General features: G+C 60.1%; 19 protein-coding genes. 14 read left to right on the forward strand and 5 right to left on the reverse strand.

All coding sequences use genetic code 11. The features are described 5' to 3' along the window. Window positions 1-252: 252 nt before the first annotated feature. Window positions 253-1,746 carry a CoA-acylating methylmalonate-semialdehyde dehydrogenase gene (locus ACI2KS_RS27320; RefSeq protein WP_404624148.1) on the reverse strand — a complete coding sequence of 498 codons (1,494 nt, stop codon included), beginning with the start codon at window positions 1,744-1,746 and terminating at the stop codon, window positions 253-255. Between the two features lie 69 nt (window positions 1,747-1,815). Then, window positions 1,816-3,162, reverse strand: coding sequence for an aspartate aminotransferase family protein (locus ACI2KS_RS27325; protein ID WP_404624149.1), 1,347 nt, complete (start codon window positions 3,160-3,162; stop codon window positions 1,816-1,818). 149 nt (window positions 3,163-3,311) lie between these two features. On the opposite strand from ACI2KS_RS27325, the gene ACI2KS_RS27330 reads away from it, so the two are divergent. The 9 genes from ACI2KS_RS27330 to ACI2KS_RS27370 all read left to right on the forward strand — a co-directional run bounded on the left by ACI2KS_RS27330 (window position 3,312) and on the right by ACI2KS_RS27370 (window position 13,894). Next, window positions 3,312-4,232 carry a LysR family transcriptional regulator gene (locus ACI2KS_RS27330; protein WP_404624150.1) on the forward strand — a complete coding sequence of 307 codons (921 nt, stop codon included), beginning with the start codon at window positions 3,312-3,314 and terminating at the stop codon, window positions 4,230-4,232. A 208-nt stretch (window positions 4,233-4,440) separates the two neighbouring features. Then, window positions 4,441-5,826 (forward strand): uracil-xanthine permease family protein, encoded by a 1,386-nt coding sequence (locus ACI2KS_RS27335; protein ID WP_404624151.1) that lies wholly within the window; start codon window positions 4,441-4,443, stop codon window positions 5,824-5,826. Between the two features lie 83 nt (window positions 5,827-5,909). Continuing rightward, window positions 5,910-6,569 (forward strand): TetR/AcrR family transcriptional regulator, encoded by a 660-nt coding sequence (locus tag ACI2KS_RS27340; protein WP_404624152.1) that lies wholly within the window; start codon window positions 5,910-5,912, stop codon window positions 6,567-6,569. 36 nt (window positions 6,570-6,605) lie between these two features. After that, complete coding sequence (locus ACI2KS_RS27345; RefSeq protein ID WP_404624153.1) at window positions 6,606-7,187, forward strand: IMPACT family protein; 582 nt, start codon at window positions 6,606-6,608, stop codon at window positions 7,185-7,187. A 619-nt stretch (window positions 7,188-7,806) separates the two neighbouring features. Then, complete coding sequence (locus ACI2KS_RS27350) at window positions 7,807-9,375, forward strand: ABC transporter ATP-binding protein (protein ID WP_404624154.1); 1,569 nt, start codon at window positions 7,807-7,809, stop codon at window positions 9,373-9,375. 22 nt (window positions 9,376-9,397) lie between these two features. Beyond that, window positions 9,398-10,498, forward strand: a complete 1,101-nt coding sequence (locus tag ACI2KS_RS27355) for an ABC transporter permease (protein ID WP_404624155.1) — start codon at window positions 9,398-9,400, stop codon at window positions 10,496-10,498. Beyond that, complete coding sequence (locus ACI2KS_RS27360) at window positions 10,498-11,424, forward strand: ABC transporter permease (protein ID WP_404624156.1); 927 nt, start codon at window positions 10,498-10,500, stop codon at window positions 11,422-11,424. The genes ACI2KS_RS27355 and ACI2KS_RS27360 overlap by 1 nt, the downstream gene beginning before the upstream one ends. A gap of 115 nt (window positions 11,425-11,539) precedes the next feature. After that, window positions 11,540-12,226, forward strand: a complete 687-nt coding sequence (locus ACI2KS_RS27365) for an SDR family oxidoreductase (protein WP_404624157.1) — start codon at window positions 11,540-11,542, stop codon at window positions 12,224-12,226. Window positions 12,227-12,538: 312 nt separating this feature from the next. Further along, entirely contained in the window at window positions 12,539-13,894 is a 1,356-nt protein-coding gene (locus ACI2KS_RS27370; RefSeq protein WP_404624158.1) for an 8-oxoguanine deaminase, read from the forward strand. A 126-nt stretch (window positions 13,895-14,020) separates the two neighbouring features. Here ACI2KS_RS27370 and ACI2KS_RS27375 read toward each other — a convergent pair whose 3' ends face one another. Continuing rightward, window positions 14,021-15,112: a calcium:proton antiporter gene (locus ACI2KS_RS27375; RefSeq protein WP_404624159.1), complete on the reverse strand. Its 1,092-nt coding sequence runs from the start codon at window positions 15,110-15,112 to the stop codon at window positions 14,021-14,023. A gap of 336 nt (window positions 15,113-15,448) precedes the next feature. Between ACI2KS_RS27375 and ACI2KS_RS27380 the strand changes: the two genes are divergently transcribed. The 3 genes from ACI2KS_RS27380 to ACI2KS_RS27390 all read left to right on the forward strand — a co-directional run bounded on the left by ACI2KS_RS27380 (window position 15,449) and on the right by ACI2KS_RS27390 (window position 18,669). Beyond that, on the forward strand, window positions 15,449-16,546 hold the full coding sequence (locus tag ACI2KS_RS27380; RefSeq protein WP_404624160.1) for a BMP family ABC transporter substrate-binding protein: 1,098 nt from the start codon (window positions 15,449-15,451) through the stop codon (window positions 16,544-16,546). Window positions 16,547-16,667: 121 nt separating this feature from the next. Beyond that, window positions 16,668-17,636, forward strand: a complete 969-nt coding sequence (locus ACI2KS_RS27385) for a 2-oxoglutarate and iron-dependent oxygenase domain-containing protein (protein WP_404624161.1) — start codon at window positions 16,668-16,670, stop codon at window positions 17,634-17,636. Window positions 17,637-17,715: 79 nt separating this feature from the next. Continuing rightward, entirely contained in the window at window positions 17,716-18,669 is a 954-nt protein-coding gene (locus ACI2KS_RS27390; protein ID WP_404624162.1) for an adenosine deaminase, read from the forward strand. A gap of 120 nt (window positions 18,670-18,789) precedes the next feature. Here ACI2KS_RS27390 and ACI2KS_RS27395 read toward each other — a convergent pair whose 3' ends face one another. Both ACI2KS_RS27395 and ACI2KS_RS27400 read right to left on the reverse strand, forming a co-directional pair. Then, window positions 18,790-19,482 carry an ArsR/SmtB family transcription factor gene (locus ACI2KS_RS27395; RefSeq protein ID WP_404624163.1) on the reverse strand — a complete coding sequence of 231 codons (693 nt, stop codon included), beginning with the start codon at window positions 19,480-19,482 and terminating at the stop codon, window positions 18,790-18,792. A gap of 677 nt (window positions 19,483-20,159) precedes the next feature. Continuing rightward, complete coding sequence (locus ACI2KS_RS27400; RefSeq protein WP_404624164.1) at window positions 20,160-21,368, reverse strand: multidrug effflux MFS transporter; 1,209 nt, start codon at window positions 21,366-21,368, stop codon at window positions 20,160-20,162. Window positions 21,369-21,596: 228 nt separating this feature from the next. Here ACI2KS_RS27400 and ACI2KS_RS27405 point away from each other — a divergent pair, with 228 nt between their 5' ends. Further along, window positions 21,597-21,956 carry a hypothetical protein gene (locus tag ACI2KS_RS27405; RefSeq protein WP_404624165.1) on the forward strand — a complete coding sequence of 120 codons (360 nt, stop codon included), beginning with the start codon at window positions 21,597-21,599 and terminating at the stop codon, window positions 21,954-21,956. Between the two features lie 85 nt (window positions 21,957-22,041). Next, a complete protein-coding gene (locus ACI2KS_RS27410) occupies window positions 22,042-22,539 on the forward strand; it encodes a GreA/GreB family elongation factor (RefSeq protein WP_404624166.1) in 498 nt (165 codons plus the stop codon). The last annotated feature ends 108 nt before the right edge of the window (window positions 22,540-22,647 follow it).

The raw sequence follows: 22,647 nt of genomic DNA on the forward strand, positions 1-22,647 counted from the left end.
TCAACTCCTTTCTCACCGCTGTCGATTCAAGCATCTGAACCGAAGCGCTTCCTCACTGCTTACTTCGTCCAACTCTTTGATTATCAAGGAGTTTTACGTTTCGTCTGCGCCGGAAGTGGGGCGAATTATAGACAGATCCAGAGGGGCGTCAACACCTATTTCAATAAAAGCTGCAAGTTTCTGGCTGCAAGCTGCAAGAGGTGCGTTTTATGCCCTTTCTTGCAGCTTATAGCTGAAGCTCGCGACTGCGCTTCAGAGACTTGGGAAGGCGAACTGCGACGCTTCGTGGCTAGCGCGTTGCGGCCAGCGCTGGGTAATGGCCTTGCGGCGAGTATAGAAACGCACGCCATCCGGGCCATAGGCATGCAGGTCGCCGAACAGTGAACGTTTCCAGCCGCCGAAGCTGTGATACGCCACCGGAACCGGCAAGGGTACGTTGACACCGACCATGCCGACTTCGATTTCATCACAGAACAGCCGCGCTGCTTCACCGTCACGGGTAAAGATGCAGGTGCCATTGCCGTATTCATGATCGTTGATCAGTTGCATGGCCTGCTCGAGGCTGTTCACCCGCACGATGCACAGCACCGGCCCGAAGATCTCTTCTTTATAGATGCGCATCTGCGGGGTGACCTGATCGAACAGGCAGCCGCCGAGGAAGAAACCGTCTTCATGCCCTGCGACCGTCAGCCCACGGCCATCGACCACCAGCCTGGCACCCGCGCTGACGCCATCTTCTATATAGCCAATGACCTTGTCGCGATGCTGACCTGTCACTAACGGCCCCATGTCCAGACCGCAACGGGTGCCCGCCCCGATCTTCAGCGCCTTGATCTGGGGAACCAGCTTGGCCACCAATGCATCGGCCACCTGATCGCCCACGCAGACTGCAACCGAGATCGCCATGCAGCGCTCACCGCACGAACCGTACGCCGCGCCCATCAATGCACTGACCGCATTGTCCAGATCTGCATCGGGCATCAGCACCGCGTGGTTCTTCGCCCCGCCCAACGCCTGGACACGTTTGCCGCGCGCCGTTGCCTCTTTATAGATGTACTCGGCAATCGGCGTGGAACCGACAAAACTCAACGCCTTGACCTCAGGCGCCTCGATCAGCGCATCCACAGCCGTTTTATCGCCGTGCACCACGTTCAACACGCCCTTGGGCAACCCTGCTTCATGCAGCAACTCGGCGATCAACAGGGTCGAGCTCGGATCTCGCTCCGAAGGCTTGAGGATAAAGCAGTTGCCACACGCGATCGCCAGCGGATACATCCACAGCGGAACCATGGCCGGAAAGTTGAAAGGCGTGATACCCGCAACCACGCCCAATGGCTGAAAATCCGACCAGGCATCGATGTTCGGACCGACGTTGCGGCTGTACTCGCCCTTGAGGATCTCCGGGGCGGCACTGGCGTACTCGACGTTTTCAATACCACGCTTGAGTTCACCGGCGGCGTCTTCCAGCGTCTTGCCGTGCTCTTCGCTGATCAATTGGGCAATGCGCGCCTCGTTCTGCTCGAGCAGTTGCTTGAAGCGGAACATCACCTGGGCGCGTTTGGCTGGCGGGGTATTACGCCACGCCGGAAATGCGGCCTTGGCCGAATCAATGGCCTGCTGAACCGTCTCGCGGCTGGCCAACGGTACCTTGTGAATGGCCTGACCGGTGGACGGGTTGAAGACGTCTGCCGTACGCCCGCTGTCGCTGACGAACTCGCCGTGGATCAGGTGCTGGATGGTGCTCATGCGTAACTCCGAGAAAAGTTGCCCGCAGGCGCAACCGAAGCTGCGCCTGTTGAGAAGTAAAAGAGCAGATCAGTCGATCTGGTTGAGGGCTTCGCCGACCGCGTCGAACATGCGATCCAGATCCTGAGGCTTGCTGTTGAAGGTCGGCCCGAATTGCAGCGTGTCGCCGCCGAAACGCACGTAGAAGCCAGCCTTCCACAGTTTCATCGCCGCTTCGAATGGCCGAACGATAGCGTCGCCGTCACGGCCGGCAATCTGAATCGCTCCCGCCAGACCGTAGTTACGGATGTCGATCACGTTCTTGCTGCCTTTGAGGCCGTGTAGCGAGTTCTCGAAGTGCGGCGCGGTTTGCGCGACTTGCTGCACCAGATTCTCGCGCTGAAGGATATCCAGGGCAGCAAGACCGGCCGCGCAGGCCACCGGGTGTGCCGAGTAGGTATAGCCATGAGGGAATTCCACAGCGTACTCAGGCGTCGGCTGGTTCATGAAGGTCTGGTAGATCTCGCTGCTGGCGATCACCGCGCCCATCGGAATCGCGCCGTTGGTGACTTGCTTGGCGATGCACATCAAATCAGGCGTGACGCCGAAGCTGTCAGCACCGAACATCGATCCGGTGCGGCCGAACCCGGTAATCACTTCGTCGAAAATCAGCAGGATATTGTGCTGGTCGCAGATTTCGCGCAGACGCTTCAAGTAGCCCTGTGGCGGCACGATCACCCCGGCAGAGCCGGCCATTGGCTCGACGATCACTGCGGCGATGTTCGATGCATCATGCAGCTCGATCAACTTGAGCATCTCGTCCGCCAGTGCGATACCCCCCTGCTCTGGCATGCCACGGGAATACGCATTGCTGGCCAGCAGTGTGTGAGGCAGGTGGTCGACGTCCATCAACTGCCCGAACATTTTGCGGTTGCCGTTGACCCCGCCCAGGCTGGTGCCGGCGATGTTCACACCGTGATACCCACGGGCACGACCGATCATCTTGGTTTTGCTGGCCTGGCCTTTCAGGCGCCAGTAGGCACGGACCATTTTCACCGCGGTGTCAGCGCATTCTGAACCGGAGTCGGTATAGAACACGTGATTCAAGTTGCCTGGGGTCAGGTCGGTGATTTTTTCCGCCAGTTGAAAGGACAGCGGATGGCCGAACTGAAACGCCGGGGAGTAATCGAGAGTACCCAGTTGCTTGTAGACCGCTTCCTGGATTTCCTTGCGGGTATGACCAGCGCCGCAGGTCCACAGGCCAGAAAGGCCATCGTAGATCTTGCGCCCCTTATCGTCTGTCAGATAGCTACCCTGGGCCGCAACGATCAGTCGTGGATCGCGCTGGAAATTGCGGTTGGCGGTGTAAGGCATCCAGTGAGCGTCAAGCTTGAGCTGGCTGGCGAGGGACATATCGGACGATTCGGGCATGTTCATTGGAACTAACCTCACAAGGGCGTGGGTGTCCTGTCTTCCCACCTTTTACACAGACGCAGGAAGCAGGACCGGGTTGCAGCTAAGTTGCCACGGGCATAAAGTCTGGAAAATCCTGCTTTTATGATCTTCAGTTGGCTGATTACTAAACTATGAGCGTTCGTCGCCCCGATCCGCTGGCACAAGTCAGCGACTTTGATATCCGTCTGCTGCGTATCTTTCGAAGCGTAGTCGAGTCAGGCGGCTTCTCAGCCGCAGAAAGCGCGCTGGGCATTGGTCGCTCGGCGATCAGCCAACAGATGAGCGATCTGGAGCAACGTTTGGGACTGCGCCTGTGTCAGCGTGGTCGAGCAGGATTTTCTCTGACGGAAGAAGGCCGCGAGGTGTATCAGTCATCTCTGCAACTGTTGAGCGCTCTCGAGAGTTTTCGTACAGAGGTCAATGGCCTTCACCGACATCTGCGAGGCGAGCTGAACATCGGGCTGACCGACAATCTGGTGACCCTGCCCCACATGCGCATCACCCACGCGCTCTCGCAGCTCAAGGAACGGGGTCCGGATGTGCACATCAACATCCGCATGATCGCGCCCAACGAGGTGGAGCAAGGCGTACTCGACGGCAGCCTGCATGTAGGGGTCGTGCCGCAGGCCAGCGCCTTGTCGGGGCTGGAATACCAGGCGCTTTACAGCGAGCGGTCCTTGCTCTACTGCGCCGTTGGGCATCCTTTGTTTTACGTGGAGGACGCCCAGTTGGGCGATGAGCGACTGGCAAATCAGGAAGCCATCGCGCCGACGTTTCGCTTGCCAGCCGACATCCAGGCTCATTATCAGGCACTCAAATGCACCGCCAGCGCTTCGGACCGCGAGGGCATGGCGTTCCTGATCCTGACCGGACGCTATATTGGCTATCTGCCGGATCACTACGCGAGCCTTTGGGTCCAGCAAGGCAGGTTGCGCGCCCTGAAACCGCAAGCACGCTTTTATGATTTGAGCCTGGTGACCGTGACCCGCAAGGGACGCCGCCCTCATTTGGTGCTGGAAAGTTTCCTGGAAAGCCTGGCTGCCACACGATGAAGCCTGATGCGCTGCTGTCAGACCGATCCGGCGAACTTTAAATACCGTTACTAAATTTTAACTAATTGTTTTTAATACAAAATATAGGATATCTCCGAAGTCTACCTGATCGATTGGACAGGTTTTTGCAGTAGAGACGAGATGGGTAAAAGGCGCAGACGTCAGGCGCCTTACCCACTTGGCCAAACACAAAATCCGAGAGTCCAGCATGCAGCCCGAAGCGCCAGACAATAACGACCTGATCTACGGCCTCAACGACAGACCCAAACCCGCCCCGGCGACGCTGGCTGCCATCCAGCATGTACTCGCCGCGTTCGTGGGAATCATCACTCCGCCGCTGATCATTGGCTCGGCATTGGGACTGAGCGCGTACCTGCCCTACCTGATCAGCATGGCCTTGATGGTTTCAGGCGTAGGCACATTCATCCAGGCACGTCGTCCATTCGGTATCGGTGCGGGCATGATCTGCCTGCAGGGGACCAGCTTTGCGTTTCTGGGTGCGGTCTTGTCGGCAGGCTTCATGGTCAAGCAGCGTGGCGGCAGCCCGGAAGACATCATGGCGATGGTCTTCGGAGTCTGTTTCTTCGGTGCAATGGTGCAGATCGTGCTCAGCCGTTTCATCGGTCAGCTAAGACGGGTCATTACCCCGCTGGTGACGGGGATCGTCATTACCCTGATCGGCGTCAGTCTGATCAAGGTCGGCGTCACTGACCTGGGCGGCGGTTTCAACGCGCCCGATTTCGGCGAACCCATCAACCTGGCACTGGGCGCCTTCGTGCTGCTGGTGATCATCCTGCTCAACCGTTCGAACATCACCTGGCTGCGCCTGTCGGCGATCATCATTGGCCTGGCGGTCGGTAGCATTGCCGCCTGGTTCAGCGGCAAACTGGTTCCACATGCCATCAGCGATGTCGCGTTGATCAGTATTCCGATCCCGTTCCGCTTCGGTGTGAGTTTTGATTGGGCAGCCTTCCTGCCGGTCGCGCTGATTTATCTGATCAGCAGCATCGAAACGGTGGGCGATCTGACCGCCAACTGCATGTTGTCCCGCGAGCCAATCAAAGGTCCGGGCTACATCGCCCGCCTCAAGGGCGGCGTACTCGGTGACGGCGTGAGTTGCATGATCGCCGCAACGTTCAGTGCCTTCCCCAACACCACCTTTGCGCAGAACAACGGCGTGATCCAACTGACCGGAGTAGCCAGTCGTTATGTCGGCCTGTATATCGGCGTCATCCTGTTCATGCTTGGACTGTTCCCGGTCATCGGTGCGATTCTTCAACAGATCCCCAAGCCAGTGCTCGGCGGCGCAACCCTGGTGATGTTCGGCAGCGTCGCCGCGGCTGGCGTGCGCATCCTCGCGCAAGCACCGCTGGACCGGCGCAGCATGCTGATCATCGCGACTTCGTTCGGCGTTGGATTGGGCATCGCCGCGCAACCGACCTTGCTGCATCACTTGCCGCAGCTGGTACAAAACCTGTTTGACTCGGCCATCACCAGTGGCGGCCTGACAGCAGTGGTGATGTGCCTGCTGTTGCCGGAGGGTACGACGCCTTGCGCGGAAAAAAAGCCGGCATGCGAGGCTCTTGAGCATTAATTGCTCTGCCAACGCTTGTCGGATCGTCGCGGGTGCGTTATCTGTTCACCCCGTCGCAGCCAATGATCCGTCTGGAACCGCACATGACCCTTGAAGTCCCCGCTCACAGCGCCAACGCCGGCAAGCCGGCGAGCCGTATTCGCCAGAAGAACGAAGAAACGATCCTCAAAGCTGCGGAGGACGAGTTCGCACGTCACGGCTTCAAAGGCACCAGCATGAACACCATTGCGCAAAATGCCGGGCTGCCCAAGGCCAACCTGCACTACTACTTCAGCAATAAGCTGGGGCTGTACATTGCGGTTCTGAGCAACATCATCGAGCTGTGGGACAGCACCTTCAATAACCTCAAGGTCGAGGATGATCCGGCCCAGGCGCTGACTCACTACATTCGCGCGAAAATGGAGTTCTCCCGGCGCCAGCCGCAGGCCTCGCGGGTTTTTGCCATGGAGATCATCAGCGGCGGAGAGTGCCTGAACGAGTATTTCAGCCAGGATTACCGCCAATGGTTCCAGGGCCGGGCCGCGGTGTTCCAGGCCTGGATCGACGCCGGCAAGATGGACGCGGTCGACCCGGTGCATCTGATTTTCCTGCTGTGGGGCAGCACTCAGCATTACGCCGACTTCGCCACGCAAATCTGCCAGGTGACCGGCCGCACGCGCCTGACCAAGCAAGACATGGAAGAGGCTGGCGATAATCTGATCCGCATTATTCTCAAGGGCTGCGGGCTCACGCCACCGCTCTGAATCCTCGAAAAACCATAGTTTGCAGCTGGACACGTCATGCCCTCTACCCTCGTCGGCCCTTGCGAGTATCGCGAAGAGATTCGCAAGAGCCGCTTCATCACCTTTGCCGCTCCCATCAACACCCCGGCCCAAGCCCAGGCGTTCATCGAGCAGCACAGCGACCTCAATGCCACCCACAATTGCTGGGCGTGGAAACTGGGGGCGCAATACCGCAGCACCGACGACGGCGAGCCAGGTGGCACGGCAGGCCGACCGATCCTGGCAGCTATCGAGGCTCAGGATTTCGATCAGGTCGTGGTACTGGTGATTCGCTGGTACGGCGGCATCCAGTTAGGCACCGGTGGCCTGGCCCGGGCCTACGGCGGCGGCGCCAACAAATGCCTGCAACAGGCCGAGCGTCTGCCACTGATCAATCGGGTTTCGTTGAGTCTGGAGTGCAGCTTCAGCGAGCTGACCTTGATCAAATTGCGCCTGGCCGAACTCAACGGCCTGGTTCAGCACGAAACCTTCACCGCCAATGGCGTGGAGATGTCGATTGCCCTGGGCCCCGAGCAAATCGAAACCTTCCAGCGCCATGTCTCCGATATCAGTCGTGGTCGCATCATCCTGCAACGATAAACCTGCGTTTCTCGAACCGCCTTGTCAGCATCGCCGGTCTTGCAGGTTGCCCACATCTACTGTGCACCTGCCTGTGGACAAGCTGAGCACATCAGGCCGCAGGCCTTGAATGGTGTGGCTTACAGGCTACTGATCAATCTTTGATCAATTTACTTATCCACCGCAGAAAACCGCCAGAAAACAGCACGTTAAGCCCCGTTATCGCCAGTGGCTCCTAACTGGCCCCGTCTTATGCCAGGGTTTTGCGCTTGCGCACATTAACTGTGGAGCAACCTGTGGATAACAAGTGCAAGGCTGCCTACGGGGCCGGGGATATCTCACTCGCCGGCACTTGATCATTTTTCATCCAAAATTATTGAACCAAATTGATTCGCCGGTTAAATCAGGCGCCCGTTCGTGGTGCCGTCTGCAGCGTGAACACCATCCGGATCCTAGCCAGCACGACTTGCCAACGGCGGCGTCGGTAACCTTACTATCGCTGGCAAGCCGTGCAGCTACAGGGTTGGCGTTCGACATATCGAGCGATGAGCGACTGAATACTCGAAACGACTCCAAAACCTGACCAGCTGGCCAAGAAATTGCTAAGTGCAGTGGCGATCCACTTTTCACCGAGTCCGTCATGCCCCAGTCCAATAGTCACCCGCGCCTGCAACTGCGCCATGTCACCAAGCGATATCCTGGCTGTCTTGCCAACGACGCCATCGACCTGACCATTGCGCCGGGCGAAATCCACGCCCTGCTGGGTGAGAACGGTGCAGGCAAGAGCACGCTGATGAAGATCATCTACGGCGTCGTTCAACCCGACGCCGGTCAGATCATCTGGCAAGGCCAGCCGTTGACCATGCGCAGCCCCGCTCAGGCACGAGATCTGGGCATCGGCATGGTGTTTCAGCATTTCTCCCTGTTCGAAACCCTGACCGTGGCGCAGAACATCGCACTGGCCATGGGCGCTGCGGCATGCACGCCCAAGCAGCTGGAGCCGAGGATTCGTGAGGTGTCCCGGCGTTATGGCATGGCCGTCGAGCCACAACGACTGGTGCATAGCCTGTCCATTGGCGAGCGGCAAAAGGTCGAGATCATTCGCTGCCTGATGCAAGACATCCGGCTGTTGATTCTCGATGAACCCACTTCCGTGCTGACCCCGCATGAGGCCGATGATCTGTTCGTGACCCTGCGTCGACTGGCCGCCGAGGGCTGCAGCATTCTGTTTATCAGTCACAAACTGGGCGAGGTGCGGGCGTTGTGTCACAGCGCTACGGTGCTACGCGGGGGCAAGGTCTCCGGGCACTGTGTACCCGCCGAATGCAGCGACCTGCAACTGGCGCGGCTGATGGTTGGCGATGCTGAAGGTCTGTCCGCCGACTATCCGAAAGCCACGGGCGGCGCTGCGTTCCTGCAAGTCGAGAAGCTGTCATGGCACAACCCCGATCCGTTCGGCTGTTCTCTGCTCGATATCGATCTTGCGGTGCGCAGCGGGGAGATCGTCGGCATCGCCGGGGTCGCTGGCAACGGTCAGGATGAATTGCTCGCCTTGCTCAGCGGCGAGCAGACACTCGCCATGACAAGCGCGGCGCAGGTACGTTTTGCCGAGCAGGCCGTCGCCCACTTGCGTCCGGACGCACGACGCAAACGAGGGATGGCGTTTGTCCCGGCCGAACGTCTGGGTCATGGCGCTGTGCCGGAGATGAGCCTGGCCGACAACGCCCTGTTGACCGCCTTTGGGCAAGGTCTGGTCAGCCACGGCCTGATTCAGCGGGGCAAGGTCCAGGCATTGGCGAAGACCATCATCGAGCGTTTCGCTGTGAAAACCCCGGACGCCAAAACCGCCGCTCGCAGCTTGTCGGGCGGCAACCTGCAGAAATTCATCCTGGGCCGCGAAATATTGCAAAACCCGAAGCTGCTGGTCGCAGCGCACCCGACCTGGGGTGTGGATGTGGGAGCGGCGGCGGCCATCCATCGCGCCCTGATCGCCCTGCGTGATGCTGGCGCGGCGATTCTGGTGATCTCCGAAGACCTCGACGAGTTGTTCCAGATCAGCGATCGGGTGGCGGCCTTGTCCGGCGGACGCCTGTCGGCGTTGGTGCCCACGGCTCAGACCAGCCCGGTGCAGGTCGGCGGCTGGATGGCCGGACAGTTCGACCACGATCACGCCTCCCCTTCCCAACCCGATGCCACGCCGCTCGCTTAACGGCTGACACATGGAGACATCAATGTTGCTTTCACTGGAACCGCGTGGGCACGAATCGCGCGCCATGTTGTGGTTTTCCCCCTTGCTGGCGGCGGTACTGACACTGCTGTCGGGGTCGCTGCTGTTTATCGTGCTGGGTCTGGACCCGTTGCTGACCCTGCACACGCTATTGATCGCGCCCGTCAGCGATCTATACGGCGTGTCTGAATTGATGGTCAAGGCATTGCCGATCCTGCTCTGCGCCCTTGGCCTGGCAGTCGCCTACCAGGCGCGCATCTGGAACATCGGCGCCGAAGGCCAACTGCTGATCGGTGCACTGGCCGGCAGCGCGGTGGCGGTCAATGTCATTGATATCGAAAGCCGTTGGGTGCTGGCGCTTATTCTGCTCGTTGGCATTGCTGCTGGCGCTGCCTGGGCCGGCCTGACCGCCTGGTTGCGCACGCACTTCAATGCCAACGAAATTCTCACCAGCATCATGCTCAACTACATCGCCCTCAACCTGCTGCTGTATTTCGTACATGGCCCGCTGAAAGATCCTGCCGGCATGAACTTCCCTGAGTCGGCCATGTTCGGCGATGCCAGCCGCCTGCCCCTGCTGACCGCAGACGGTCGCGTCCACGCCGGGGTGTACTTTGCATTGCTGGCGCTGGTCGCCGTCTGGGTCCTGCTGCAGCGCAGCTTTGTCGGCTTTCAGATAAAAGTGCTGGGCCTGGATAAACGCGCGGCCGGGTTCGTCGGCTTTCGCGAGAAACGTCTGATCTGGCTGGCGCTGATGATCAGCGGTGGGCTGGCCGGTCTGGCCGGGGTCTGCGAAGTCACCGGCCCGATCGGCCAATTGGTGCCGCAGGTTTCGCCCGGTTACGGCTATGCCGCCATCACCGTGGCGTTTCTTGGCCGCCTCAATCCTCTCGGGATTCTGTTCTCCAGCCTGCTGATGGCGTTGCTGTATCTGGGCGGCGAAAGCGCACAGATGACCCTCAACCTGCCACAGGCGATCACCCAGCTGTTTCAGGGAATGATGCTGTTTTTCCTGCTCGCCTGCGATGTGCTGATTCTCTACCGCCCGCGCCTCAAACTGCGCTGGGCCCGCCGCCAGATGGCCGCTGTGCCGGGAGCCGTGTGATGGATATCGATCTGCTGAGTAATATTTTCTTCGCCACCGTGCGCTGCGGCACTCCGCTGTTGCTGGTGGCGCTGGGCGAGCTGGTCTGCGAGAAGAGCGGTGTGCTCAATCTGGGGCAGGAAGGGATGATGCTGTTCGGGGCAGTGACCGGATTCATCGTTGCGTTCAGCACAGGCAGTCTGTGGCTGGGCGTCTTGCTGGCGATATTGGCGGGCATGCTGCTGTCGTCGCTGTTTGCCCTGGTGGCCCTGGTGTTCAACGCCAATCAAGTGGCTACCGGCCTGGCCCTGACGATCTTCGGTGTCGGCTTGTCGAGCTTCGTCGGCGCGGCCTGGGTCGGCAAACCGCTGTCGGGCTTCGAACCGGTCCTCGTTCCGTATCTGAGCGACATCCCGCTGATCGGGCGGATGCTCTTCGCCCAGGACATTCTGGTTTACCTGTCCTTCGCGCTGTTCGCTGTGGTTGCGTGGACTCTTCTGAAAAGCCGGGTCGGTTTGATCATTCAAGCTGTAGGAGAAAACCCCAACGCCGCCAGTGCCATGGGCCTGCCGGTGCTACTCGTGCGCACCGTGGCGGTGTTGTTCGGCGGAGCGATGGCCGGGCTGGCCGGCGCCTATCTGTCGTTGGCCTATACCCCGATGTGGGCCGAGAACATGAGCGCCGGACGTGGCTGGATCGCCTTGGCGTTGGTGGTATTTGCCAGCTGGCGCGTAGGACGGTTGCTGCTGGGCGCATACCTGTTCGGCTTCGCCAGCATTCTGTATCTGGTGGCACAAGGCATCGGCCTGGCGATTCCTTCGAACCTGCTGGCGATGCTGCCGTATGTCGCGACCATCGTGGTGCTGGTGTTACTGTCGCGCAACGCATTGCGCACCCGACTGTACGCACCGGTGTCCCTGGGGCAACCGTGGCAGTCAGGGCACTGATCAGGCAGACAATGACCGTTGCGCCGGAAAAGCAAATTCCTTGTGCCCGGCGCGGTCAACCCCTTGTGGGTGTCTGCTGACACTGCCTCGTTTCGATCTTCAAGGAGTTGCATTCATGCCTGCCAACAAAACCGCATTGATCATCGGCGCTTCCCGCGGCCTGGGTCTGGGACTGGTCAAACGACTGATCGAACAAGGCTGGGAGGTGACCGCCACCGTGCGTGACCCACACCACGCCGACGACCTGAAGGCTGTGCCTGGCGTTCATATCCAGACGCTGGACATGGACGAGCAGTCTTCGCTGGAAGTGCTCACCCACAACCTCAAGGGCCAGATATTTGATCTGCTGTTCGTCAACGCTGGCGTCATGGGGCCAAAGCATGACAATCCGACCGATGCCACGGCCGGTGAACTTGGCCAGCTTTTCCTGACCAATGCCGTTGCACCGATTCGCCTGGCCAAACGCTTCGTCGATCAGATTCGTCCCGAGAACGGCGTCATCGCCTTCATGAGCTCGGTGCTGGGCAGCGTGACCATGCCCGATGCGCCGGAGATGGCGCTGTACAAGGCCAGCAAGGCGGCGCTGAACTCCATGACCAGCACCTTTGTCGGCCAGTTGGGCGACAACAAACCCACCGTCCTGTCGATGCACCCCGGCTGGGTCCGCACCGCCATGGGCGGCGAAGGCGCCGACATCGACGTGCAGACCAGCGTGCGCGGAATCGTCGAGCAGCTCGAGCGGTTTGCCGGTGAAGGCGGTCATCACTTTGTGAATTACAAGGGCGAGACGATTCCCTGGTGACGTCCCTCCCACTGAACTGCTGACGCCGCGCTGCGTTACAGGCCTCAAGGGCCATTGATCCAGCGTATTCCCTGTAGATGGTCGGCTTGCCGGCGGTAACGGTAGGAAGACCGCTACCGCCGGCAAACGGCACGCCGCTCGGCCGTGCTGCTACAGAACACATCCACCGCGCCTGGTTGCATCGGCGTGCGGCCTGGATCTAAACTCCGCACCCTCGCCTGGCGGCTCGTTCGATGCCGCGGCGACCCTGGATCAGCAGACAGGGCAACACTGAGCTGGCGACCTGAACCCATTTTTCAGAGGAGCCGGCCGATGCCTGCGATCCGTATCTGGTTGAAAAACCCCCTAGCCGTGTTTACTGCCAACGATCTCGATGCCCGAGGCGGGCTGGTGGTCGAGGACGGTTTGATCGTTGAACTGCTTGGCGCCGGTCAATCACCTTCGCAGCCCTGCGATCAGGTGTTCGATGCGCGCGAGCATGTGCTGTTGCCGGGGCTGATCAACACCCATCATCACTTCTATCAGACCCTGACGCGAGCCTGGGCTCCGGTGGTCAATCAGCCGCTGTTCCCATGGCTCAAGACGCTCTACCCGGTATGGGCGCGGCTGACTCCGGAAAAACTGGCACTGGCGAGCAAGGTGGCGCTGACCGAACTGTTGCTGTCGGGCTGCACCACGGCTGCCGACCATCACTATCTGTTTCCGGACGGGCTGGAAAACGCCATCGATGTCCAGGTGCAAAGCGTGCGCGAACTGGGCATGCGCGCGATGCTCACGCGCGGTTCCATGAGCCTGGGCGAAGCCGATGGCGGCTTGCCTCCGCAGCAGACCGTGCAACAGGGCCAGGTGATTCTGCAAGACAGTCAGCGTTTGATCGACACCTATCATGAGCGAGGCGACGGTGCGCAGATTCAGATTGCGCTGGCGCCCTGCTCGCCGTTTTCGGTGACGACCGAGATCATGTCCGAAAGCGCCAAGCTGGCGCACAGCCTCGACGTCCGCCTGCATACACACCTTGCCGAAACCCTGGATGAAGAAGATTTCTGCCTGCAGCGTTTTGGCCTGCGCACAGTTGATTATCTGGACAGCGTCGGCTGGCTCGGACCCCGTACCTGGCTGGCCCACGGCATTCACTTCAACGAGCAGGAAATCGCCCGCCTGGGTGAAGCAGGCACCGGGATTTGCCACTGCCCGAGCTCGAACATGCGCCTGGCATCCGGCATCTGCCCGACCCTGGACCTGATCGCTGCCGGTGCACCCATCGGACTGGGAGTCGACGGCTCGGCATCCAACGATGCGTCGAACATGATCCTGGAAGCCAAGCAGGCGCTTTACCTGCAACGCCTGCGCTATGGCGCAGAAAAGATCACCCCGGCGTTGGTCCTGGGCTGGGCGAGCAAAGGTTCGGCCAAGCTCTTGGGCCGTAGCGACATCGGTGAGTTGGCGGTGGGCAAACAGGCAGATCTGGCGTTGTTCAAACTCGACGAGCTGCGCTTTTCCGGCAGCCATGATCCAGTATCGGCGCTCCTGCTCTGCGGGGCGGATCGCGCGGATCGAGTGATGATCGGCGGCAAATGGCGGGTGATCGACGGTCAGGTGGAAGGGTTGGATCTCAAGGGCCTGATCGCCGACCACCGGCAGGCGGCGGCGCAGTTGATCAGAGGCTGATTCAAACGCTTTTCTGTAGGCGTGAGCTTGCTCGCGATTGCGGTGTGTCAGCCAAGAAGTTACGACTGATATATCTCAATCGCGAGCAAGCTCACTCCTACAGGTTATTTCAGCGTCAAGGGGCTTCTATAACCCCAACAACGACAGCATCACGAACGTGGCGAACAGCACGAAGTGGGTCATGCCCTCGATGGCGTTGGTTTCGCCGTCGTTGAGGTTGATGGCGCTGATCAGCAGGGTGACGAAGATCATCACCGTCTGCACCGGCGTCATCGCCATCTGAAACGGCTGGCCGGTGTACAGCGCCATCGCTTCCATCACCGGCACCGTCAGGATCACCGTCGACAACGAAGCCCCCAGCGCCACATTGACCACCGACTGCATACGGTTGGCCAGTGCCGCGCGCAACGCGGTGAGGATCTCCGGTGCCGCGGAAATGGCCGCCACCAGGATCGCCGTCATCACCGGCGGCGCGCCGCTGCCTTCCAGTCCCAGGTCCACGGTCTTGGACATCACCTCGGCCAAAGCGCCGATGATCACCACGCCAAATACCAGCGTGCCGATGGACAATGAAAGGTTTACCGGCTCGCTGGCTTGCTCTGGCTGATCCTTGCGGCGTTTCTTGTCGGGGTAGCTGTAGCTGAAGAAATAGCTGTGCGGCCCGACTTGCATGCGCAGGAACAGGCCGTAGAGCAAAATCATTGCACCAATGGTGAAGGCCGAATACACCTTCCATTTCGATTCGGGAATGAACTCGGGCACCACCATCGACACCGCCATCGCGGTCAGGATCATCACGCTGTAGGAGCGCGCAGAGTCGTCGTTATAGGACTGCTCGCCGTGCTTGAGCCCGCCCATCAAGGCCGCGAGCCCGAGGATGCCGTTGATGTCGAGCATGACCGCCGAATAGATCGTATCGCGCACCAACGTCGGCGAGGGCTCGTTGCTCATCATGATCGCCAGGATCACCACCTCGACCAGCACCGCCGACAGGGTCAGGATCATGGTCCCGTAGGGGTCACCGAATTTCTCCGCGAGCAATTCGGCATGGTGCGCCACGCGCATCGAAGCGCAAACAATGAACACCACCAAAGCAACCCCGCTGATCAGCGCGACGGTATGCCCATGGCCGAGCAACTGATGCTCGAACGGATACGCCAGGCAGGTCGCAATCACTGCCAACAGAAGAAATTTTTCTTGCTTGAGAATCGTGCCCATCGCTGCCTTTTAGCCTTTGCGACCCAGGCCGCACATCCATGAATTAAAACCGCTCAAGCGGTTGAGAGTGTGTGTTGTAAGCAAAGGTTTCAATGCCCGACCCGCCAACCGCCACTTAGCCGGGCCCGTGACGCTGTGACTGAAGATCGTGCACCGGTTCACGGCATCGGCGAACGCGGTCGCACCGTCTGTGATCAAGCAAACCAACTTGCCCATCGGCCGGAGCGCCGGCGGGCCGCCACACCGCTAGACCTGTCTTATTGGTCAGCTTTTTGCATTGAGTCGAACGCCCCGCCTCGAAGGCCCGGCCCACAAGACCAAAGGAGCTCGACCTGCATGCTTTCCACCCCTCACTCACGTCGTCCGCTGAAAAAACTGCTGTGCGCCATGGCCGCTGTCGTTGGTCTGAGTTCCAGTCTGATGGCCGTTGCAGCCGACCCCCTCAAGGTCGGGTTCGTTTACATAGGTCCGATCGGCGATCACGGCTGGACCTATCAGCATGAACAGGGCCGTCAGGCCATGGCCAAGGCACTGGGCGACAAAGTGACCACCAGTTTTGTCGAAAACGTCCCGGAAGGCGCGGACGCCGAGCGGGTCATCCGCAACATGGCCAAGGGCGGCTACGACCTGGTCTTCACCACCTCGTTCGGCTACATGAACCCGACGCTGAAAGTCGCCAAGCAGTTCCCGAAAGTGACCTTCGAACACGCGACCGGCTACAAGCAGGACAAGAACATGGGCACCTACCTGGCCCGCACCTATGAGGGCCGCTACGTGGGTGGTTTCCTCGCCGCGAAGATGACCAAAACCAGGAAGATCGGTTATGTCGCCTCGTTCCCGATCCCGGAAGTCCTGCGTGACATCAACGCGATCCAGCTGGCCTTGAACAAGTACAACCCCGGCACTGAAATCAAAGTGGTGTGGGTCAACTCCTGGTTCGACCCGGGCAAGGAAGCGGACGCCGCCAATGCCCTGATCGACCAGGGTGCGGACGTGATCTTTCAGCACACCGACAGCCCCGCACCGATCCAGGCGGCCGAGCGCCGTGGTGTCTATGCCGTGGGTTATGCCTCGGACATGGCGCATTTCGGTCCCAAGGCGGTGCTGACCTCGATCGTCAACAACTGGGGCCCGCATTACATCCAGGCCACTCAGGCAGTCCTCGACGGCACCTGGAAATCCCAGGACTACTGGGGCGGTTTGAAGGAAGGCACGGTGGAACTGCCGATCAGCGATCTGGTGCCGGCTGACGTCAAGGGCCAAGCGCAGAAGATCATCGCCGACATCGAAAGTGGCGCGTTCCACCCGTTCACCGGGCCTATCAAGGACCAGACCGGTGCGGTGAAGATTCCGGCAGGCAGCATCGCCACCAATGCCGAACTTGCGTCGATGAACTATTACGTTGAAGGGGTGAAGGCAGAATTGCCCAAGTAAGGCGATCACACCTTTCCCTTGTAGCAGTCCGGCTTGCAGGCGGTGGCGCCCTCGCAATCGCAATCGCTAGCGCCGGCAAGCCGGACTGCTACAGGACAAACTCACTTGCCTTGGAGCTTCCATGAACCCGCTTCCCGTCATCGACATCTGCGCGCTCTACGGCAGTGACGACCAGGCCTGGCACCAGGTGGCCCGGCAGATCGACGCCGCCTGTCGCCAGTGGGGATTCTTCTACATAACCGGCCATCCGATCAGCGCCGAACGCGTCGAGCAGGTGATCGGCAGCGCCCGGCAGTTTTTTGCCCGGCCCACGGCAGAAAAACTCAGCATCGACATTACCCAAAGCCAGCATCATCGCGGCTACGGGGCCATCGCCACCGAACAGCTGGACCCCGGTCTGCCCAGTGATCTGAAGGAAACCTTCGACATGGGCCTGCACCTGCCTGCCGATCATCCCGATGTGCTGGACGGCAAGCCGCTGCGCGGCCCCAATCGCCACCCGGATATGCCGGGTTGGGCGAGTCTGATGGAGCAGCACTACACGGACATGCAAGCCCTTGCCTTGACGCTGCTGCGGGCCATGACCCCGGCGCTGGGCATCGAGCGCGACTTCTTCGATCAACGCTTCGATCAACCGGTCAGCGTGCTGCGGATGATTCACTACCCGCCCCGCCACACCGCCAGCAGCGAACAACAGCAAGGTGCCGGCGCGCATACCGACTATGGCTGCATCACGCTGCTGTATCAGGATGCCGCGGGAGGTCTGCAAGTGCGCGATGTCAGAGGACAGTGGATCGATGCACCTGCGATCGAAGGCACTTTCGTGGTCAACCTGGGTGACATGATGGCGCGCTGGAGCAACGATCAGTACGTCTCGACACCGCATCGAGTGATCAGCCCACTGGGCGTGGATCGCTATTCGATGCCGTTCTTCGCCGAGCCGCACCCCGATACACCGATTGAATGCCTGCCAGGTTGCACCGACGACCAGCATCCGCCGCTGTACCCGCCGACCACCTGCGCCGCGTTTTTGTTGTCGCGTTTTGCCGATACCTACGCTTATAGAAGGGAGCCACAAGCGACGGTCTGAACCTTTCGGTCAGGTTTTCACCCAGCCGCCGTGCTCGACTCTGTAGAATGCCCGCCATTGCACCTGATGAGAAAAGCACATGTACGACTGGTTGAACGCCCTGCCCAAGGCCGAACTGCACCTGCATCTGGAAGGCTCGCTGGAGCCTGAGTTGCTGTTCGCACTGGCCGAACGCAACAAGATCGCCCTGCCCTGGAATGACGTCGAAACCCTGCGCAAGGCTTATGCCTTCAATAATCTGCAGGAGTTTCTCGACCTTTACTATCAAGGCGCAGATGTCCTGCGTACCGAGCAGGACTTCTACGACCTGACCTGGGCCTACCTGCAGCGCTGCAAGGCGCAGAACGTTATCCATACCGAACCGTTCTTCGACCCGCAGACGCACACCGATCGGGGCATCCCGTTCGAAGTGGTGCTCGCTGGCATCGCCGGTGCCTTGAAGGACGGCAAACAGCAACTGGGCATCGGCAGCGGCCTGATCCTGAGCTTCCTGCGCCACTTGAGCGAAGAAGAAGCCGAACGCACGCTGGACATGGCGCTGCCGTTCCGCGACGCCTTCGTTGCGGTCGGGCTGGACAGTTCGGAAATGGGTCACCCGCCGAGCAAATTTCAACGGGTGTTCGATCGTGCGCGCAACGAAGGTTTCCTGACCGTGGCCCACGCCGGCGAAGAAGGCCCGCCGGAGTACATCTGGGAGGCCCTGGACCTGCTGAAGATCCAGCGCATTGACCACGGCGTACGCGCCATCGAAGACGAGCGCCTGATGCAGCGCATTATCGACGAACAGATTCCGCTGACGGTCTGCCCGCTGTCCAACACCAAGCTGTGCGTGTTCGATGACATGAGCCAGCACAACATTCTCGACATGCTCGAGCGCGGCGTGAAGGTGACCGTCAACTCCGATGACCCGGCGTATTTCGGCGGCTACGTGACCGAGAACTTCCATGCGCTGCACACCCATCTGGGCATGACTGAAGATCAGGCCCGGCGCCTGGCGCAGAACAGTCTCGATGCACGGCTGGTCAAGCCGTAACCGCTTTCGAGTGTGACGATGTGCCTTGGCAGCACGGCTTGCCGGCGGTAGCACCTTCGAAGATCGCTACCCCCGGCAAGCCATGCTGTAACAGGAGATGCCTGCGCCTCAAGCGCAGGTTCAAGCTGCCGAGGCGATCTTGCTGATCTCCCGCTGACCATTGGATGAAACCTGCAGTGTGCTGGCTTCCCCGGTGGTCCGCAGCCAGCCCAACTGCATGAACAACTGCAGCAACCCGGCGCCCAAGGCTCCGCCAAGGTGGGGACTGACATCGTTACAGTCAGCGCAGGCGCAGACGGTTTCACGCTGTCGGTGGGCTAGCGCCGGAACGAAGATGCCACGTTCGGCAAATCGGGAAATCCCGACGCTGGTGACCTCCAGGCGCTGATCGGACTGCTCGATCCAGCCCGCCTCCAGCATTCGCTGATACAGCTCGGTCGCCAACTCTCCGCCCAAATGATCGGCACACACGCTCGCGTGGCGTACCGGAAGGGGCGGCAACGGCTGCGCGACACTGCGGCTGACCACCTCGGCACTGATCATCGAGGCACTGGCCAGTGCCTGGACCGCAGTGCCGACTTCCGGAGCGGCCAGCCTGAAAAAGCGTTTCCTTCCTCGCGATTCCAGCCGCAGCAAGCCGCCGGAGGCCAGCCGCGCCAGATGCGCGCCCGCCGAGGAAGTGGACAAGCCGACCAGCAACGCCAGTTCATCAGCCGCCCGCGAGGCGCCATCCATCAATGCCCACATCATCGCACTGCGCTTTGGATCCGCCAGCAGTGCGGCAATCTGGCTGATGCAAGGTGCATGTTCCATGTCTTAACTCCCTGTTGACACATTCGTCTACTACGATGACCGGCTCGCCACTGGCGCTGTGCAGTTATCATCGCTGCAACGAGCAAACGATGACTTTGATCTGCATCACCTGATGGCAACTCCGGGCAAACAAAATCTCGTCGCCGCATACAGATTTCCGATACACGCCCGACAGTTTCAGCCACAGGCCCTTAAATCGGATCCATTATGGCCGCATAGTATAAGCGCTGTATCCGGACATTGAATTAGCCGCCCTTGGCCGGAAGTTCAAGGATGCCAGTCGGGGGGCAGAACATTGGGTAAAGGTCACGCGCTGGCAGCCGGGTCGCAAACACTCGCGAAGGTTGCACACAGCATGAGATACAAGGGCTGGGGAGAATTCGTCGCTGCGCCACCGCGGCAAAGGCGAGGCAATTGCCTACAGCAAATATTCCAGAAACCCTCATGAAAAAAATCTTCAGGACAACTGCCCGGCGTGGATTTATCTCTGAAAAAAAGTGTCCTTTTTTTCCGGAAAAATCGCCTTGTCAGAAATGTCTTTTTCTTAAGTAGTAAACAACTACGGGCGAGCCAAAGTTTTTCACGTTATTGAAGATCAAACGCAGTTTTCCCACGCGCTGATGCCAACAAATCCTCACGCTCAGGCGGGCAACGTGACAGCACGTCGCCCGCCTCGATCAGATGCGGAAGTCGGTATGAGGCACGTGCGCATCGCGAATTTTCTGCGCGCGACGAGTCATCACCGAAAGCCCGGCCGCCAGCACGCCGCACAGCGTGATGACCACGGCCATGGGCACCGCAGTCCCGTCGTGCAGCACGCCGACCAGCGCCGCAGCCCCGGCCGCTACGCTGAATTGCAGGCAACCGAGCAACGCGGAGGCACTGCCGGCGCGCTTGCCCTGCCCAGACATGGCACACGCCGAGGCATTGGGGATAATGCAACCCAGGCTTGCGATGTAGATGAACAACGGGATGAGCAAGGGCCACAGTCTCTCGGTGTGCAGCGAGGCTATGCCCAGCAGTACCGCCGCCGCCGCCAGGTACAGCCAGACCGCGCGCGACAGCAGCCAGGCCGGACCGAAACGCCCGACCAGCCGCGCGTTGACCTGGGCGATGAGGATGAAGCCCGCCGCGTTGGTGCCGAACAGCCAGCCGTAGTGCTCGGCCGGAACGCCATAGAGCTTGATGAATACGAACGGCGAGCCTGCGATATACGAAAACATCCCCGCCATGGCAATGCCGCCGGTCAGGGCATGGCCGAGGAAGATGCGGTCGCCCAGCAACCGCCAGTAAGACCCCAGCGCGCCGGAAAGCGGCAGCCGCGGATGGCCCGCCGGCATGCTTTCAGGCAGTCCGGTACCGACCGCCACCGCAGTGAACGCACTGAATACCGTCAAGGTCAGGAAGATTGTCTGCCAGCCGTAGACGTTCACCAGCAGCCCGCCGAGCATCGGCGCCAGAATCGGCGCCAGGCCCATCACCAGCATCAGTTGCGAAAACACTTTCGCCGAATCCACCGGCGAGCATTTGTCGCTGACGATTGCCCGCGACAGCACCATGCCTGCACAACCGCCCAGGGCCTGGACAAATCGCGCGCCGATCAGCCATTCCAGGCTGGGCGCGAAGGCGCACGCCAGCGAGGCCAGGGTGAACAGCCCGACGCCGAACAACAGCGGGATGCGTCGGCCAAAACGGTCGGCGATTGGCCCATAGGCCAGTTGACCGATACTCAGGCCCAGGAAATAAGAGGCCAGCGTCAGCTGAACGTGTTTCTCATCCGTTGCGAACGCCAGGGCGATTGCCGGGAAACCGGGTAAATAGAAATCAATGGCCAACGGGCCAAAAGCGCTCAAGGCGCCAAGAATCAGGATGGTTCTAAGGTTCATTCATCTTCCTAAGCAGTTTCGCGCAGCTCGACAGTTTAACAACCCTGCATCTTCTCAGACCGTCCACAGGAAAATTACTAAAAGATTTTTCAGGCAATGCGTCCGCCCGGCGCAAATGCGGAACTAACGCCGCCCTACCGAACATCGGCTAATGGATTTCTCACGCCGTTTTTACAAGTAACTCACAGATGTGCTTCTAGACTTTTGGTATCAGTCGAGGATACGGAAATGAAAGCGCGTTGGGTTTTGCTGGGGTGCCTAGTGGTTGTCGCCGGTTGTCAGTCTACCCACGACCAGTTAATGGCCGAAGGTTATCCGCCTGCATTCGCCGACGGGTTCCAGGACGGTTGCGCCAGCGGGCGGCAATCAGTGGATGTGATGAAAGGGCAGTATAAAAAGGATGTGCAGCGTTATCTTCGCGACACCATCTACGCTCAGGGATGGAGCGATGGGTTCCGCCAATGTCAGTCGCAATTGGCAAATCGCAATGTTCAGGATCAGGGCCGGGACAGCATCTGGAATGATCGCGACCGAGCCTGGGAGCAGCAGAAAACCCAGGATGCCGCCAAGGCGTATCGCTCGCATTGAGCCAGCGGGACTGTCTTGTGATCGATGAAACTTCCCCCGCGCCAGCGTGGCCCAACGTTCAGGAACCATGAACAGGGAGCACGCCATGAGCCGCGCCTTCGTCAATGAAGACCACGCCGCCGCCCAGGCCAGTCAGCCGGTCGAGCGACAGGTCAGCGCACATCGCAATTACGTCACCGCCAGCGGGCTTGCCCAATTGCAAGCCCATGTTGCTTCGTTGCAGGGCCAGCACAGCGAGCAGTCGACCCGTGGTGACGGATCGGATAAACAGCGTCTGGCCGATATCGAGCGCGATTTGCGCTACTTCAACCAACGCCTGCAGAGCGCGCAGGTGGTCATGCCTGCGGTCTCCACCGAAAAGGTACAGATCGGCAGTTGGGTCACGTTTGCCGATGCACAGGACCATCAGCAACGCGTGCAACTGGTGGGAGAGGACCAGGCCGATGCCGCCAGCCACTTGATCAATTGGGCATCGCCCTTGGGCAGGGCGCTGCTCGGTGCTCAGGTGGGCGATGAAGTGACATGGAAGCGTCCAGCCGGGGATCAGATGATCGAGGTGCTGCGGATCGAGGCCGGTGTTTGAACAGACGAACCTGTGTGCCTGCCCTGTGGGAGTGAGCGTGCTCGGGATGCGGTGTCAGGTATCTCCATGGTGTGAACGGGCGCATCGCGAGCAAGCTCACTCCTACAA

Source organism: Pseudomonas sp. NPDC087358, assembly GCF_044900785.1.
In the GTDB taxonomy this organism is placed as follows: Bacteria; Pseudomonadota; Gammaproteobacteria; order Pseudomonadales; family Pseudomonadaceae; genus Aquipseudomonas.